12 protein-coding genes are annotated in these 15,754 nt (G+C 62.3%); 3 read left to right on the forward strand and 9 right to left on the reverse strand.

What is annotated here, in order from left to right:
• The first annotated feature begins 2 nt into the window (after positions 1-2).
• Together ABTV29_RS01895 and ABTV29_RS01900 are read left to right on the forward strand one after the other, a co-directional pair.
• The gene (locus ABTV29_RS01895) at positions 3-491 is read left to right on the forward strand and encodes a M48 metallopeptidase family protein (RefSeq protein WP_433768614.1); all 489 of its coding nucleotides are present in this window, start codon (positions 3-5) and stop codon (positions 489-491) included.
• A 36-nt stretch (positions 492-527) separates the two neighbouring features.
• Positions 528-824, forward strand: coding sequence for a winged helix-turn-helix domain-containing protein (locus tag ABTV29_RS01900; RefSeq protein ID WP_433768615.1), 297 nt, complete (start codon positions 528-530; stop codon positions 822-824).
• A 126-nt stretch (positions 825-950) separates the two neighbouring features.
• On the opposite strand, the gene ABTV29_RS01905 is transcribed toward ABTV29_RS01900, so the two are convergent.
• The gene (locus ABTV29_RS01905) at positions 951-1,403 is read right to left on the reverse strand and encodes a GNAT family N-acetyltransferase (RefSeq protein ID WP_433768616.1); all 453 of its coding nucleotides are present in this window, start codon (positions 1,401-1,403) and stop codon (positions 951-953) included.
• A 255-nt stretch (positions 1,404-1,658) separates the two neighbouring features.
• On the opposite strand from ABTV29_RS01905, the gene ABTV29_RS01910 reads away from it, so the two are divergent.
• Positions 1,659-2,396: a substrate-binding periplasmic protein gene (locus ABTV29_RS01910; protein WP_433768617.1), complete on the forward strand. Its 738-nt coding sequence runs from the start codon at positions 1,659-1,661 to the stop codon at positions 2,394-2,396.
• 141 nt (positions 2,397-2,537) lie between these two features.
• Here ABTV29_RS01910 and yccS read toward each other — a convergent pair whose 3' ends face one another.
• The 8 genes from yccS to betB form a co-directional block, all read right to left on the reverse strand.
• The gene (yccS, locus tag ABTV29_RS01915; RefSeq protein WP_433768618.1) at positions 2,538-4,721 is read right to left on the reverse strand and encodes a YccS family putative transporter; all 2,184 of its coding nucleotides are present in this window, start codon (positions 4,719-4,721) and stop codon (positions 2,538-2,540) included.
• A 223-nt stretch (positions 4,722-4,944) separates the two neighbouring features.
• Complete coding sequence (locus tag ABTV29_RS01920; protein WP_433768619.1) at positions 4,945-6,123, reverse strand: NAD(P)/FAD-dependent oxidoreductase; 1,179 nt, start codon at positions 6,121-6,123, stop codon at positions 4,945-4,947.
• Positions 6,124-6,275: 152 nt separating this feature from the next.
• A complete protein-coding gene (gene dbpA / locus ABTV29_RS01925) occupies positions 6,276-7,613 on the reverse strand; it encodes an ATP-dependent RNA helicase DbpA (RefSeq protein ID WP_433771717.1) in 1,338 nt (445 codons plus the stop codon).
• A 171-nt stretch (positions 7,614-7,784) separates the two neighbouring features.
• A complete protein-coding gene (gene mdtD / locus ABTV29_RS01930; protein ID WP_433768620.1) occupies positions 7,785-9,212 on the reverse strand; it encodes a multidrug transporter subunit MdtD in 1,428 nt (475 codons plus the stop codon).
• Positions 9,213-9,323: 111 nt separating this feature from the next.
• Complete coding sequence (locus ABTV29_RS01935) at positions 9,324-10,673, reverse strand: TldD/PmbA family protein (protein ID WP_433768621.1); 1,350 nt, start codon at positions 10,671-10,673, stop codon at positions 9,324-9,326.
• Complete coding sequence (locus ABTV29_RS01940; RefSeq protein ID WP_433768622.1) at positions 10,673-12,115, reverse strand: TldD/PmbA family protein; 1,443 nt, start codon at positions 12,113-12,115, stop codon at positions 10,673-10,675. Before ABTV29_RS01940 ends, ABTV29_RS01935 begins: the two co-directional genes overlap by 1 nt.
• A gap of 241 nt (positions 12,116-12,356) precedes the next feature.
• Entirely contained in the window at positions 12,357-14,057 is a 1,701-nt protein-coding gene (gene betA, locus ABTV29_RS01945; RefSeq protein ID WP_433768623.1) for a choline dehydrogenase, read from the reverse strand.
• Positions 14,058-14,235: 178 nt separating this feature from the next.
• Entirely contained in the window at positions 14,236-15,708 is a 1,473-nt protein-coding gene (gene betB, locus ABTV29_RS01950) for a betaine-aldehyde dehydrogenase (RefSeq protein ID WP_433768624.1), read from the reverse strand.
• Positions 15,709-15,754: the final 46 nt, after the last annotated feature.

The raw sequence follows: 15,754 nt of genomic DNA on the forward strand, positions 1-15,754 counted from the left end.
CGATGACCGCGTTGAAATACCTCCAGGCTTATCCTGCTTCGTTGCAGGATCAGGTGCGCCAGCTGATCGCCGAAGGTCGGCTGGGCGACTACCTGAGCAAGCGCTACCCCGAGCAGCATGGCGTACAGAGCGACAAGGCGCTGTACACCTATGCCCTGGATCTCAAGCAGGAATACCTGCGCAACGCCCCGGCCATCGACAAGGTGCTGTTCGACAACCGCCTGGATCTGACCCATCGCGCCCTTGGCCTGCACACCACGATCTCGCGGGTGCAGGGCGGCAAGCTCAAGGCCAAGAAGGAAATTCGCATCGCTTCGCTGTTCAAGGAAGCGCCCGCCGAATTCCTGAAAATGATCGTGGTTCACGAGTTGGCGCATTTCAAGGAATCCGATCACAACAAGGCGTTCTACAAGTTGTGCGAGCACATGCTGCCGGGCTATCACCAGATTGAGTTCGATGTGCGGGTGTACCTGACCTGGCGGGATTTGTAGGCGCTGGCGAAGGCTGCGATCTTTTAAGGAGCATGAATGGACGTAAGCAAGACCAAGAGCAGCTTCTATCGTCGCCTGTATGTGGCGTACCTGATCGATAGCGGGCTGGCCAGCAGTGTCCCGGCATTGACCGAAGTCACCGGCATGCCCCGGCGCACGGCCCAGGACACCATCGCCGCGCTGGCGGATCTGGATATCGTCTGCGAGTTCGAGCAGGAAGAAGGTGCGCGCAACCATGCCGGGCGCTATCGGATTCGCGACTGGGGGGCGATCGATCGCGGATGGATCGAGCGGCATTTGCGGCAGATCAAGGCGGTGCTTGAGTACCCCTGAAATTCTGTGGTGTCTGATCCGGCGCCTTCGCGAGCAAGCCCGCTCCCACAATTGATCTCGGTCGTACACAAATTTTGTGGCCGCTGAAGATCAACTGTGGGAGCGGGCTTGCTCGCGAAGAGGGACTTATGAGCGACGCATTCCTATATGCGGAATACCATCCTCGACATACTCCTCACCCGCCACCACAAACCCGTACCGCCCGTAGTACCCCTGCAAATGCGCCTGGGCCGAGAGGTAGATCGGCATGTCCGGCCAGCGCTTCTCCGCCTGTTTCAGCGCCTGCTCCATCATTTCATGCCCCAGGCCCTGACCACGGCTCGCGGGCGAAGTCACGACCCGTCCGATCACCACGTCACCGCCCTGTAGTTCGGGGTCGAGCAGGCGCAGGTAGGCCACCAGTCGATCCTCTTCCCAGGCCATCAAGTGGCAGGTGTCACCTTCCAGATCCTGGCCATCGATATCCTGATAGAAGCATTTCTGCTCAACGACAAACACCTCGGCACGCAGCTGCAAAATCTCATACAGCTGCTGTATGCCCAGATCACTGTGGTGCTTGCAGACCCATTCAATTGTCATGTTCTGATTCCCGGAAAACGTCCCCGAGATACTAAGCGCCCGAACGATGGATGTCTTTATGGCGGAGAAATCTGTGACAAAGACCAAAATGCCATCATTCATTTCGCGCGACACCAGCTTCTTTGTGTAATCTGGATTCCAGCGATGTGCAGTGGCTTCAATGAACCAATGTTTTGTGCCTGGGCGTGCCGGTAAGGGGCTTGGAGTTTTAGCTGAAATCACGTCGGGCAGCCCGCCCGCTAAGGATTTTCGAGCATGCCGCGATTGCATCGAATCGTTGCTCTGATCGGATTGATGTTGCTGGTACAAGTGGCAGCGGCGGAAAAATTGCGCCTGGTGGCGGATGCCTGGCCGCCTTTTACTGACGCCACGCTGGTCAATGGCGGGTTGGCCACGGACATCGTCAGTACCGCGCTGGCGCGAGCCGGCTATGCCAGTGATTTTGAACAGGTGCCCTGGGCCCGGGCCATGCTGGGCCTGGGGGAAGGTCGTTATGACGTGCTGGTCAACGCCTGGTACACCGACGATCGCACCCGGCTCGGGCAGTTTTCCAGCGAATACCTGGTCAACCGCATCCGGTTCATCAAGCGCAAAGATGCGCCGATCGAATACAACAACCTGCAGCAACTGCACACCTACCCGGTGGCGATCGTGCGCGGTTATGCCTATTCGCCGGCGTTCGATGCCGATGAGTCACTGCAGAAAGTGCCTGTGCACAACTTCGCGCTGGCCGTGCGCATGGTCGCCGCCGAAAGGGTCAAGCTGACGCTGGAAGACGAATACGTCGCCCGTTATTACCTGGCCCGCGAATCCGCCAAGGTGCGCAATGCCGTGGAGTTCCTGCCCAAGCCGCTGAGCGAGAACAGCCTGCATATCCTGGTCAGCCTGAAGAATCCCAAGCATGAACAGATCGTCGCCGGTTTCGACCGGGAGATCGCCAGGATGAAGGCGGATGGGAGTTATGCGCGGCTGCTCAGGCAGCATGGGATGTAGAGGAGCAGCTGCAAGCAGCAAGTGCCTGGTGATGCAGTGTCTGATCTGACGCTATCGCGAGCAGGCTCGCTCCTACATTGGAATGCGTTCCCTGTGGGAGCGAGCCTGCTCGCGATGACGTCAGCGCCGTCACCGAAAATCTCAATCCTGACTCGTATCCTTGATCAAATGCGCCGCCAGCGTCCGCAACGGCCCCAGTTGCCGGCAGATCAGCGCCAGTTGCGTCTGCACCAGCCGCTGGCCTTCATCGATCTCATCGGGCATCTGCTCGAGCTCATTGGCCAGCGCTTCTTCCTCGTCGCTCTGGATCGCAATGGCGGATTTACTGGCCAGCCCCTGGGCGATTTCGTCGATGCTGGCCGCCAGCCTCGCCCCGGCGCCTTCGATCAATTGCTCGCGCACGTCCGCAGGCAGCTGGGTTTCCCGGTGTGCGCCCAGGCCTGACAAATAGCTGAGCAGGGTGTGCGAGAGCACCAGGAAGCGGAAACCGACATCTGCCTCCTTACGAAAATGCCCCGGTTCCATGAGCATGTTGGCCAGGGTGGTCGACAGTGCCGCATCGGCGTTGTGTGCGTTGCGGCGGGCCAGGCGATACGCCAGGTCGTCGCTCTTGCCCGCGGCGTACTGCCGCATGATCTGGCGCAGGTAGATGCTATTGCAGGTCAGGGTGTTGGACAGCACCTTGTTCAGGCTTCGGCCCTGCCAGTCCGGCAGGAACAGCAATACCATCAGCCCTGCGATCAGGCTGCCGAGCAAGGTATCGAGCAACCGTGGCAGGAACAGCCCGTAACCGTCGCCGACCTGGTTGAAGCAGAACAGCACCATCAGGGTGATCGCCGCAGTCGCCAGGGTGTAGCGAGTGGTGCGGTTGGTGAAGAACACCACCCCGGCGGCAATCGCGAAACACGACTGGATCAACGGGTTGGGGAATAGGTCGAACAGCGCCCAGGCCAGGGTCAGGCCGATGGCGGTGCCGATGATCCGCTGGCCGAGTTTGCGCCGGGTGGCCCCGTAGTTCGGCTGGCAGACAAACAGCGTCGTGAGGATGATCCAGTAACCCTGGGACGGGTGGATCAAATGCACCATGGCGTAGCCGATGCTCAAGGCCAGGGGCAATCGCAGGGCATGGCGGAACAGCAACGAAGTCGGCGTCAGCTGCGTGCGCAAGCGCACCCAGACGTCCCTGAGGTTGCGTGGCGAACGGTCGAGCAGGCTGCTGTCGGTGGCGTCGGCCAGGGCATCGGGGTTGCTCGCATCACTGAGCAGTCGGTCGAGGGTGGAAAGGTTCGCCGACAACGCCCGCAACGAACGCAGCAAGCCGCGCCAGGCCGGGTTGCTCTGGATGCGCAGGTGTTCGAGGGAGGCATGCAGGTCGCCCAGGGCTTCGGCGAAGCTGGCGTCATAGACGAAGGGCTGGCGCATCTGGATCGATTCGGCCAGCGCCCGGCAAGCCTTGCCTTGCTGGCGCAACAGGCGCTGGCAGCGGAACAGCACATCGCTGTGGAAAAACGCCTCGGCCAGGGCGTTGTAAGGGTAGTGCGAAGAGCTGGCGCGTTCGTGGATGTCCTGGGCGAGGAAATACAGTTTCAGGTAGCGGCTCAGTTTCGAGCCCGGACGACTGTTGCCGACCCGGTGCAGGATGATTTCCTTGGCGGCGTTCAGCGCGGCCACCACACGACCGTTCTGTTGGGCCAGTTCCAGTCGCCGCGCTTCTACGTCCATCTGCCGGATCGGTTCGAATAACGACGATTTCAACTTCAGGTAAAAACCCAGCTCGCGAAACAATCGCGCCAGGCTTTGCTGCACCGGCTGATTGGAAAACAGGGCCTGCCACAGCACCGAGAGCGCTCCGTACCAGGCCGCGCCGGCCACCAGCAGCAGCGGCTCGTGCCAGACGTCGATGACCGCGCCACCGCGCTGGTCCACGCCGATCATGGTGTACACCGACAGGATCAGCGTCGCCGAGGCAATCGCGCCATAGCGTTCGCCCAAGGCGCCGAGCATCGTCAGGCCAAAGCTGGCGAGGGCGAAAGCGAAAATGAAGATGATCGGGTAGGGGAACAGCAGTTCCACCGACAACGAGGCGACGGCGAAACACACCAGGGTCACGGCCAACGCATTGAGACGGCCTTGCCAGCTGTCGTCGGTCTCGGCCAGGGCGCTGGCGATAATCCCCAGGAACAACGGGATCAGCAGCCCCATTTCATCCTGATACCAACACAGCGCCATGGTGCCGGTCAGGGCGATGAACACCCGCACGCTGTAGCTGAATTTATCCAGCGCCCAAAGGCGACGCAGAGACTGACGGAACGAGGTCGATGACATGAAGTGCGAAGGCCTTCCGAGGCGATGCCGCTAAATTGAGCCAGTAATGACGCCGACGCAATGGCGGCGATCACATCGGGCAGCAAAATCTGTTCCTTTATCGATCAATGCACATTTCATGTGGGAGCGAGCCTGCTCGCGATGGCGGCCTGTCAGTCAACATCTCTGTTGAATGTTATGGCCTCATCGCGAGCAGGCTCGCTCCTACAGGTACAGCGGGGTGTCAGACGTACTGCGCGGCCGCATAGCCCGAAGCCCAGGCCCACTGGAAGTTGAAGCCGCCCAGGTGCCCGGTCACGTCCAGCACTTCGCCGATGAAGTACAGGCCGGGGCTTTTCAGCGATTCCATGGTCTTGGACGAGACTTCGTTGGTGTTCACGCCACCCAGGGTCACTTCGGCAGTGCGGTAGCCTTCGGTACCGGCGGGCACGACTTTCCAGCTCGCCAGTTTTTCGGCGATATCGGCGATTTCCGCGTGGGTGTACTGCTTCATCGGCTTGGACACGAACCAGTTGTCCGCCAGCAGGTTGGCCATCTTCTTGGTGAAGATTTCGCCAAGCAGGGTTTTCAGCTCGCTGTTGGGGCGTTCGGCCTGTTGCTGCTGCAGCCAGGTCGGCACGTCGTGGTCCGGCATCAGGTTGATTTCAACGGTGTCACCGGATTCCCAGAACGAGGAAATCTGCAAGATCGCCGGGCCACTGAGGCCGCGGTGGGTGAACAGGATGTTCTCGCGGAAACTCTGGTCGTTGCAGCTCACCAGGCAATCCACCGAGGTACCGGACAGCTCGGTGCACAGCGCCTTGAGCTGATCGGTGATGGTGAATGGCACCAGGCCGGCACGGGTCGGCAGCAGTTCGTGGCCGAATTGCTTGGCCACTTGATAGCCGAAACCGGTGGCGCCCAGGGTCGGGATCGACAGGCCGCCGGTGGCGATCACCAGGGATTCGCACGTGACCTGACCGAGGGTGGTGTCCAGCAAGTAGCCTTTTTCGAGCTTCTCGATGGTCTGGATCGAGGTGTCCAGATGCAGGCTGACGCCGGCCTGATCGCACTCGTTCAAGAGCATTTCGAGGATGTCGCTGGACTTGTTATCGCAGAACAACTGGCCGAGTTTTTTCTCGTGGTAGGGCACGCCGTGCTTGGCCACCAGGCCGATGAAGTCCCACTGGGTGTAGCGCGCCAGGGCGGATTTGCAGAAGTGCGCGTTCTGCGAGAGGAAATTGCCTGGCTCTGTGTACATGTTGGTGAAATTGCAGCGCCCACCGCCCGACATCAGGATTTTCTTGCCGGCCTTGTTGGCATGATCGAGCAACAGCACCTTGCGCCCACGGCCAGCGGCGGTCAGTGCACACATCAACCCAGCGGCGCCAGCGCCAATGATCACGACTTCGGTAGAGCGCAAAACGGTGTCCTCTCAGTGTTCACCACAAAACAAACTGTGGGAGCGAGCCTGCTCGCGATGAGGCCGGCACATTCAACATAGTTGTTGTCTGACAGGCCGCCATCGCGAGCAGGCTCGCTCCCACAGGGGATCTTCGTCGGTTGGAAGATCGCTTACAAAATACGCACGCGCAACGACCGGCCCTTGATCTTGCCGTCGTTCAGGCGCTGCAAGGCCTGTTTGGCGATGCCGCGTTCCACGGCCACGTAGGCCTGGAAGTCGAAGATCGCGATCTTGCCGACCTGGGTGCCGGGAATCCCGGCATCGCCGGTCAGTGCGCCGAGGATGTCCCCCGGACGTACCTTGTCCTTGCGGCCCGCGGCGATGCACAGGGTGCTCATCTGTGGCAGCAGCGGGCCACCGCCCTGGGACTTGAGGTTGTCCACCTGATCCCAGGTCAGCGGAGTCTTTTGCAACTCTTCGATGGCCTGTGCGCGCTGCGCTTCGGACGGTGCAACCAGGCTGATTGCCAGGCCTTTTTCACCGGCGCGGCCGGTACGGCCAACGCGGTGGATGTGAATTTCCGAATCCCGGGCCAGTTCGACGTTGATCACCATGTCCAGGGAATCGATGTCCAGGCCACGCGCGGCAACGTCGGTGGCCACCAGCACGGAGGTGCTGCGGTTGGCGAACATCGCCAGCACCTGGTCGCGATCACGCTGTTCCAGATCGCCGTGCAGGCCGACCGCAGAAATACCCTTGGCGGTCAGGTGATCAACGGTTTCCTGAACCTGCTGCTTGGTGAAGCAGAACGCCACGCAGGACGCCGGGCGGAAGTGGCCGAGGACCTTGGTCACGGCACTCATGCGGTCTTCCGGGGAGATTTCGTAGAAGCGCTGCTCGATCTGCGTGTCGTCGTGGAACGCCTCGGCCTTCACTTGCTGCGGGTTGCGCATGAACTTCGACGCCAGTTGCTTGATGCCCACCGGGTAAGTGGCGGAGAACAGCAGGGTCTGGCGACGCTCCGGGGCCTGCATGATGATTTCTTCGATGGAATCGTAGAAACCCATGTCGAGCATGCGGTCGGCTTCGTCGAGGATCAGGGTGTTCAGGCCATGGAGTACCAGCGAACCCTTGCGCAGGTGCTGCTGGATACGGCCCGGCGTGCCGACGATGATGTGCGCGCCGTGCTCCAGCGAAGCGATCTGCGGGCCCAGGGACACGCCGCCGCACAGGGTCAGGACCTTGATGTTGTCTTCGGCACGGGCCAGGCGGCGGATTTCCTTGGCCACCTGGTCGGCCAGCTCGCGGGTCGGGCACAGGATCAGTGCCTGGCAGCCGAAGTAGCGCGGGTTGATCGGGTTCAGCAGGCCGATGCCGAACGCCGCGGTCTTGCCGCTGCCGGTCTTGGCCTGGGCGATCAGGTCCATCCCCTTGAGGATCACCGGCAAGCTCTGCGCCTGGATCGGCGTCATCTGGGTATAACCGAGGGAATCGAGGTTAGCCAGCATGGCGGCGGACAGCGGCAGAGTATTAAATTCGGTGGCGATGGTGGTCACGGGACTGGCCTGCAAAACAAAATGTCGCGCAGTGTACCAGCCTCTGGCCATTAACCTCGAAAGTTCTGGACGAACGCAAAACCTGTGGCGAGGGAGCAAGCTCCCTCGCCACAGGTGCTCTGATCAATGTTCGATGTGTTGTTCCGGACTTCTGACGCGCCGTCCGTCTTCCTTTGAAAGCTGGGAAAAGATCGTCGCAGCGAGCATCGCCATGATGCCAACGGTCACGAACGTCAGCTGGAACGCGCCTAAAACCGTGTCCACGCCATCATTTCCAATCTCCGCCGTGAAGCCGCCAAGCAGCGCACCCGCGCATGCAACGCCCAGGCTCAACGACAATTGCGCCACCACCGACAGCAAGCTGTTGCCGCTGCTGGCGCTGGCGTCGTCGAGGTCGATCAGGGTCACGGTGTTCATCGCGGTGAACTGCAGGGAGTTGATCGCCCCGAGGATCGCCAGCAAACACAGCAGCAGCCAGTACGGCGTCTGCTCGCTGACCAGGCCCATGCTCGCCAGCATGATCCCCAGCGCCAGGGTGTTGCCGGTCAGCACGATGCGGTAGCCCAGGCGTTCGATCAGCGGTCGAGCCACCCACTTGGCGATCATCGCCGCAGCGGCCAGCGGCAGCATGCTCATCCCCGCCTGGGACGGCGAATAGCCCAGCGCCACTTGCAGCAGCAACGGCACGAGGAAGGGCAGGGCACCGCTGCCGAGCCGGGCGAACAGGTTGCCGAGAATGCCCACGGCGAAGGTCCGGGTCTTGAACAGTGACGGCGCAAACAACGGGTTGTCGATGTGGCCGGCGCGCAGCCAGTAAGCCGCCAGACAGGCCATGCCGCCGAACAGCAACAGCATCACCCGCAGGTGCGGCAGGTGCAGTTCGCCCAGGCCTTCCATGGCGATGGTGATCAGGATCATCGCCGCGCCGAACAGCACGAAACCGAGGCTATCGAATCGGGTGCGCTCGGTGCCGCGCAGGTCCGGGATGAATTTCCACACCGCATAGCAACCGACCACGCCCACCGGCAGGTTGATCAGGAAGATCCAGTGCCAGGTCAGGTACTGCACCATCCAGCCGCCCATGGTCGGGCCAATCAACGGGCCGAGAAGGCCGGGGATGGTGATGAAACCCATGATCCGCACCAGCTCCGAGCGCGGGTAGGCACGCAGCACCACCAGCCGCCCGACCGGCAACATCAGCGCGCCCCCCAGGCCCTGAATGATTCGAGCGCCAATCAGTTGGGTCAAGCTGCTCGACATCGCACAGAGCAATGAGCCGATGCTGAACAGCAGAATCGCGCTGAAGAAGATTTTTTTGGTGCCGAAGCGATCGGCGATCCAGCCGGAGGCCGGGATCAACAAGGCGACGGTGAGCATGTAGGCGATGATCACGCCCTGCATGCGCAACGGGTCTTCAGCCAGGTCCGCGGCCATGGCCGGCAGGGCGGTGTTGAGGATAGTCCCGTCGAGGGACTGCATGAAGAAAGCAATGGCGACGACCCACGGCACCCAGCGGGCGGTGACAGCGTCGAGAGGCGGGCGGTTGGGCATGGGACCTCTTGTCAGTGTGAATCAGGGCGTCCGTGGTGGCTCTATCGCGAGCAGGCTCGCTCCCACAGGATTTTCACCGTCCATGTGGGAGCGAGCCTGCTCGCGATGCTTTTAAAGGGTCAAGGTCAACCGGCTGACCAGCGCCCCCGGCAACAGCGCCGAAGCCGTCGCGCGCTGGCTGTAGGTACTCGCCGACAGCAACATCTCCCGCTCTTGCGTCAACGCCTCGAGCTGCGAACCGAGCAGGCTGAAGGCACTGTCGTCGAAGCGCATGGTGCTGACCGGCGCCTGGATTTCGCCGTTCTCGACCCAGAAGGTCGCGAACCGGGTCATGCCGGTAAGGCGTGCCGCCGGTTGATCCGAGAAGTTCAGGTACCACAGGTTGCTGATGTACAGGCCCGTGCCCAGCTGCTTGAGGATGTCGGCCTCGGCTAGGGTTCCCGCCTGCATGTTCAGGGCGCTGGGCCATTCGCCGGCGCTGGCGCCGTTGGCGGTCAGGCCGTATTCGGCAGCGCTGCGCGAGCCGACCAGTTGTGCCCCGGCCTTGCCCTCGACGATCAGCTTGAGATCGCTGCGCGGGTAGCCTTCATCGGAGAACGCCGGGCTCAAAGAACCACTGACTTTCTCATCCAGCGACACCAGCGGGCTGAAACATTGATCGCCGCCATACAGCTTCTGCAACGGGCTGCTTTTGCTGGCAATCGACTGCGCCGAAAAACCACCCCAGCACAGCATGCCCATGATTTCTTCCAGCGCCGCTGGCGCCAGGTACGCGCGGTACTGACCCGGCGCCAGGGTGCGCAGCGGTCGCCCGAGGAATTCAAGCTCCTGGCGAGCCTGCTGGAAGCGCCTGGCGAATGCCTCGCTGTTCCAGTCATGCCCGGCATAGCTGGCTTTCACCGCCTGGCCATTTTCGTGGAACAGGCTGAAGTCGAAGTTGAAACTGTTGGCCTGATGCCAGCCGAACGCCCCGGAGGAACTGGCAAAACCACGGCTGATGGGACCGGCGGCGTAGAAACCGACCAGGTCCAGGCCTTCGGCGGCACGGGTGATTTCGCCAACCACCTGCTCGGTGTCCGGCAGCGGATGCTCCTGCACATTGCTGCTTTGCCAGCCGTTGTAATTGAGCAGCAGGTACGGGTCCTGCGGCAGCAGCGGCAGGGTATCGCGCAGTTGTTGCAGGCCTTCGGCCAGGCGCTGTTGATCCACCTGCGGATCGCCGGACAGGGTGATGTCGAGGTCGGCGTGACGACCCTCATTGATCAGTTTCAGAACGATGCTCGCCTGCTGCACCTGCCCGGCCTGTCGCACCCTGGCGTGGTTGAAACGCACGAAGGCCGACGATTCGGCGGCATAAGCAAGGGTGAACTGTTCCGGTTCGCGCAGGGCCTGGCGCAGGCCATTGACCAATGCCTTGAATGCCTCGCCCTGGTTTTTCGAGGTGCTCGCATGAGTACTCATCAGGCGTCTCCTCCAAACACATCAACGTTGCTGAACACGCAGGCCGGCGACGCATGGCCGACGCGGATCACCTGGTTCGGTTCGCCCTTGCCGCAGTTCGGTGTGCCCAGGACCTTGAAGGTGCTGGCATCGCCGACGGCGCTCAGGCTTTTCCAGAACTGCGCGGAAACCCCCCGATAATTCGGGTTCTTCACCACGCCCTTGAGTTCGCCGTTCTCGATCAACTGGCCCCATTCGCAGCCGAACTGGAACTTGTTGCGGGCATCGTCGATGGACCACGAGCGGTTGGTGCTCATCAGGATGCCGTGTTCGATGTTGCCGATCAGTCGTTCCAGCGGTTGATCGCCCGGCTCGATGTTGAGGTTGGCCATGCGATCGATCGGCGGACGGTTCCAGCCGCAGGCGCGGCTGTTGGCGACGCCGGAAAGGCCCGCGCGAAATTGCGACAGCGCACCGCCCAGCGGGCGCAGCAACAGGCCTTCACGGATCAGGAATTGCTTGCTCGCGGCGGTGCCGTCGTCGTCATGGCCGTAGCTGGCGAGCTGCTCGGGAATGTCCGGGTCGAAGGTCACGTTGAGCAGCGGCGAGCCGTATTGCAGGTGCCCGAAGTCTTCGGCCTTGACGAAGCTGGTGCCGGCGTAATTGCGCTCGTCGCCCAGGATGCGGTCCAGTTCCAGCGGGTGGCCGATGGATTCGTGGATCTGCAGCATCATCTGGTCGGGCATCAGCAGCAGGTCGCGCGGCCCTTGCGGGGTGTTCGGCGCGAGCAGCAATTGCAGCGCCTGGTCGGCGACTTTCGGGCCAGCGCCGATCAGGCCGCAACGGCTGATGACATCGGCGCCGCCCTGCTGGCCGAAGTTCTCGCGGCCCAGGCTGCGGGTCTGGCTGTCGTTGCCGTCGTAAGCGGTGACGTCCAGGCCCGGGTAGACGAAACGCTGGGCCTGGCGCAGCTCGGCGCCGGCGCTGTTGAGGTAGATCTGCTCGACGTGGGTGATACCGATGCTCACCTGCCAGTTCACCAGGCGCTCGTCCTTGGGCACGGCGGCGGATTCGGCGCCGAGCAGTTCATAGCACTCGCTCAGGGACGGGAACGGCTGGTCGAGGTTCGGCGAAAAATAATCCGCCCGGTCGCCGGAGACCGCTTGGTCGCGCAGGTCCAGCAAGGCGTGGGGCTTGAGCCGGCGCGCCTGGTGTTCGGCGCGTTCGAGGGCGGCCTGCAGGCCTTGTTGCGACAGGTCATTGGTCGCGGCGTAGGTTTCGACGCCGTTGACCCGTACGGTCAACATCGCGCCTTCGTCACGGCGCAGGCTCGGCGGTTCGGCGACGTTCTTGCGTACCGACAGGTATTGGCCGGACTCGCGTACATAACGCAGGGAAAAGAATTCAGCGCCCGTGCGCAACGCAGCGAAGCGCTGCTTGAGCTGGGGGTGGAAATCGAACATTCGGGGGACCTCCTTGGTGTGGAGCATCGGTGCTGCGAGGGAGGGGGTGAAACGATTGCGTGGCGCTAGAGTAGGCCTGCGAGGGGGGAGGATCAAGCTTGAAGCGGTAGAGGTGTGTCGTTTGTGAGGGCCTCATCGCGGGCAAGCCCGCTCCCACAGTTATCGAGGTTGGATCACAAATCTGCAATCCAACCCGGGACCTGTGGGAGCGAGCTTGCTCGCGATTGCGGTCGACGCGGTATCAAGCCGGCTGGGCGACTTCCCGCACCGGCTTGCCCTTCACCGGCGCATCACCGGCCACATAGTAGGCGGCCTTGCTGCGCGGCAGCGGCTGGCGGCCACGGATCTTGTCGGCGATTTTCTCGGCCATCATGATCGTCGGCGCGTTCAGGTTGCCGGTGGTGATGATCGGCATGATCGAGGCATCGACCACGCGCAGGCCTTGCATGCCGTGCACGCGCCCCTGGCCATCGACCACCGCCATCTCGTCGGTGCCCATCTTGCACGAGCAGGACGGGTGGAACGCGGTTTCGGCGTGCTCGCGGATGAACTTGTCCAGCTCTTCATCGGTTTGCACTTCGATGCCCGGGCTGATTTCGCGGCCACGGAAGGCGTCCAGTGCCGGCTGCTGCATGATTTCACGGGTCAGGCGGATGCCGTCGCGGAATTCCTGCCAGTCCTGCTCGGTGGCCATGTAGTTGAACAGAATGCTCGGGTGCTGGCGCGGGTCCTTGGATTTGACCTGGATGCGACCGCGGCTCGGCGAACGCATGGAGCCCATGTGCGCCTGGAAGCCGTGCTCCTGCACACCGTTGCTGCCGTTGTAGTTAATCGCGACCGGCAGGAAGTGGTACTGGATGTTCGGCCATTCGAATTCCGGACGGGTGCGGATGAAACCGCCGGCTTCGAACTGGTTGCTGGCGCCTATGCCGGTGCCGTTGAACAGCCATTCGGCACCAATGGCCGGCTGGTTGTGCCACAGCAGCGACGGGTACAGCGACACCGGCTGGGTGCAGGCGTACTGCAGGTACAGCTCAAGGTGGTCCTGCAGGTTTTCACCGACGCCCGGCAAGTTGTGGACCACCGCAATGTCGAGGCTTTCCAGCAGTTTCTTCGGGCCGACACCGGAACGTTGCAGGATCTGCGGCGAAGCGATAGCGCCGGAGCACAACAGCACTTCCTTGCGCGCCTTCACTTCAACGCGCTCTTCGGCGGCGCCCACCAGGTAACGCACGCCGACCGCACGCTTGCCTTCGAACAGGATCTTGTCGGTCAGGGCGTGAGTGACGATGGTCAGGGTCGAACGCTTCTTGGCCACGTCCAGGTAACCACGGGCGGTGGAAGCACGGCGGCCTTTAGGCGTCACGGTGCGGTCCATCGGGCCGAAGCCTTCCTGTTGGTAACCGTTGAGGTCTTCGGTGCGCGGGTAACCGGCCTGCACGCCGGCTTCGACCATGGCGTGGAACAGCGGGTTGTTGCCGGCTTTGGGCGTGGTCACGCTGACCGGGCCTTCGCCACCGTGGTAGTCGTTCGGGCCGATGTCACGGGTTTCCGCCTTGCGGAAATACGGCAGGCAATCGAGGTAGGTCCAGTCTTCCAGGCCCGGCAGTTTCGCCCAGCCGTCGTAGTCCATCGCGTTGCCGCGGATGTAGCACATGCCGTTGATCAGCGAGGAGCCACCCAGGCCCTTGCCGCGACCGCATTCCATCCGACGACCGTCCATGTGCGGCTCCGGATCGGTTTCGTACGCCCAGTTGTAGCGACGGCCTTGCAGTGGGAACGCCAGGGCGGCCGGCATCTGCGTGCGGAAGTCCATGCGGTAGTCCGGGCCGCCCGCTTCGAGCAGCAGGACGGTGACGCCAGCGTCTTCGGTCAGACGGGTCGCCAGGGTGTTACCGGCCGAGCCGGCACCGATGATGATGTAATCGAATTCTTGGGACATTGAATGCACCCTCTTTGAAGTTGGTCAGGTCAGGCCCCGGCGAGTGCTGCGCACTCGATCGCGAGCAGGCTCGCTCCCACAAGGATTGGGGCTGCCACAGATTTGCTGGACGACGCGAAACCTGTGGGAGCGGGCTTGCCCGCGAAGAGGCCCTCGCAGGCAATACAAGACTCGGGTCTTAGAACACCGAGACGTAATCGCCCAGTTCGACCTGTACCGATTTGATGCGAGTGAAGTTGTTCAGCGAGCTGATGCCGTTCTCACGACCGACACCCGACTGCTTGTAGCCACCGACCGGCATCTTGGCGTCGGACTCGCCCCAGGCGTTGATCCAGCAGATACCGGCTTCCAGTTGATGAATGATGCGGTGGGCGCGGTTCAGGTCTTTGGTGACCACACCGGCGGCCAGGCCGAAGTCGGTGTCGTTGGCGCGGCGGATCACTTCTTCTTCGGTTTCGTAGCTGAGGATCGCCATAACCGGGCCGAAGATTTCTTCGCGAACGATGGTCATGTCGTCGGTGCAGTCGGTGAACACGGTCGGTGCCACGAACGCGCCCTTGGCGAATGCGCCGTCAGTCAGACGCTCGCCGCCGCACAGCACGCGTGCGCCTTCTTCCTTGCCCTTGGCGATGTAGCCCAGCACGCTTTCCATGTGGGCGAAGCTGACCAGCGGACCGAAGTTGGTGTTTTCGTCTTCCGGGTTGCCGATGCGGATGCGCGCGACGCGCTCGGCGATCTTGGCTTCGAAGGCAGCCTTCATGTGGGCCGGTACGAACACGCGAGTGCCGTTGGTGCAGACCTGACCGGAGCTGTAGAAGTTGGCCATCATCGCGGTGTCGGCGGCGCGATCCAGGTCGGCGTCGTCGCAGATGATCAGCGGGGATTTGCCGCCCAGTTCCATGGTCACGTCCTTGAGCGAGGAGCTCGAAGCGCTGGCCATGACTTTCTTGCCGGTGTCGGTGCCGCCGGTGAACGAGACTTTCTCGATGCGCGGGTGCTCGGTCAGCCAGGTGCCGACTTCGCGGCCGCTGCCGGTCAGGACGTTGAACACGCCTGCAGGCAAGCCGGCTTCGGTGTAGATCTCGGCCAGTTTCAGGGTGGTCAGCGAGGTGACTTCGCTTGGCTTGAAGATCATCGCGTTACCGGCGGCCAGGGCCGGTGCGGATTTCCACAGGGCGATCTGGATCGGGTAGTTCCATGCGCCGATACCGGCCACGACGCCCAGCGGCTCGCGACGGGTGTAGACGAACGAAGTGGTGCGCAGCGGAATCTGCTCGCCTTCGATGGCCGGCACCAGGCCTGCGTAGTACTCCAGCACGTCGGCGCCGGTGACGATGTCGACGTAGCGGGTTTCGGAGTAGGCCTTGCCGGTGTCCAGGGTTTCCAGGGCAGCCAGTTCGTCGTTGCGCTCACGCAGGATTTCCACGGCGCGACGCAGGATGCGCGAACGCTCCATGGCGGTCATGGCGGCCCAGATTTTCTGGCCCTTTTCGGCGCTGACGACAGCGCGCTCGACGTCTTCCTTGGTGGCACGTTGCACTTTTGCGAGGACTTCGCCGTTAGCCGGGTTGATGGCTTCGAACGTGGCGTCGCTGCCAGCGTCGGAGTAAGCACCATCGATGTAGAGTTTTTGCAGTTCGAAACGGGCCATAAAGTCCTCGCAAGTGCATCAGTTGATTGGCTCGAATCAGGGGTTG

This window comes from Pseudomonas putida (assembly GCF_050989985.1).
Classification (GTDB): domain Bacteria; phylum Pseudomonadota; class Gammaproteobacteria; order Pseudomonadales; family Pseudomonadaceae; genus Aquipseudomonas; species Aquipseudomonas putida_AI.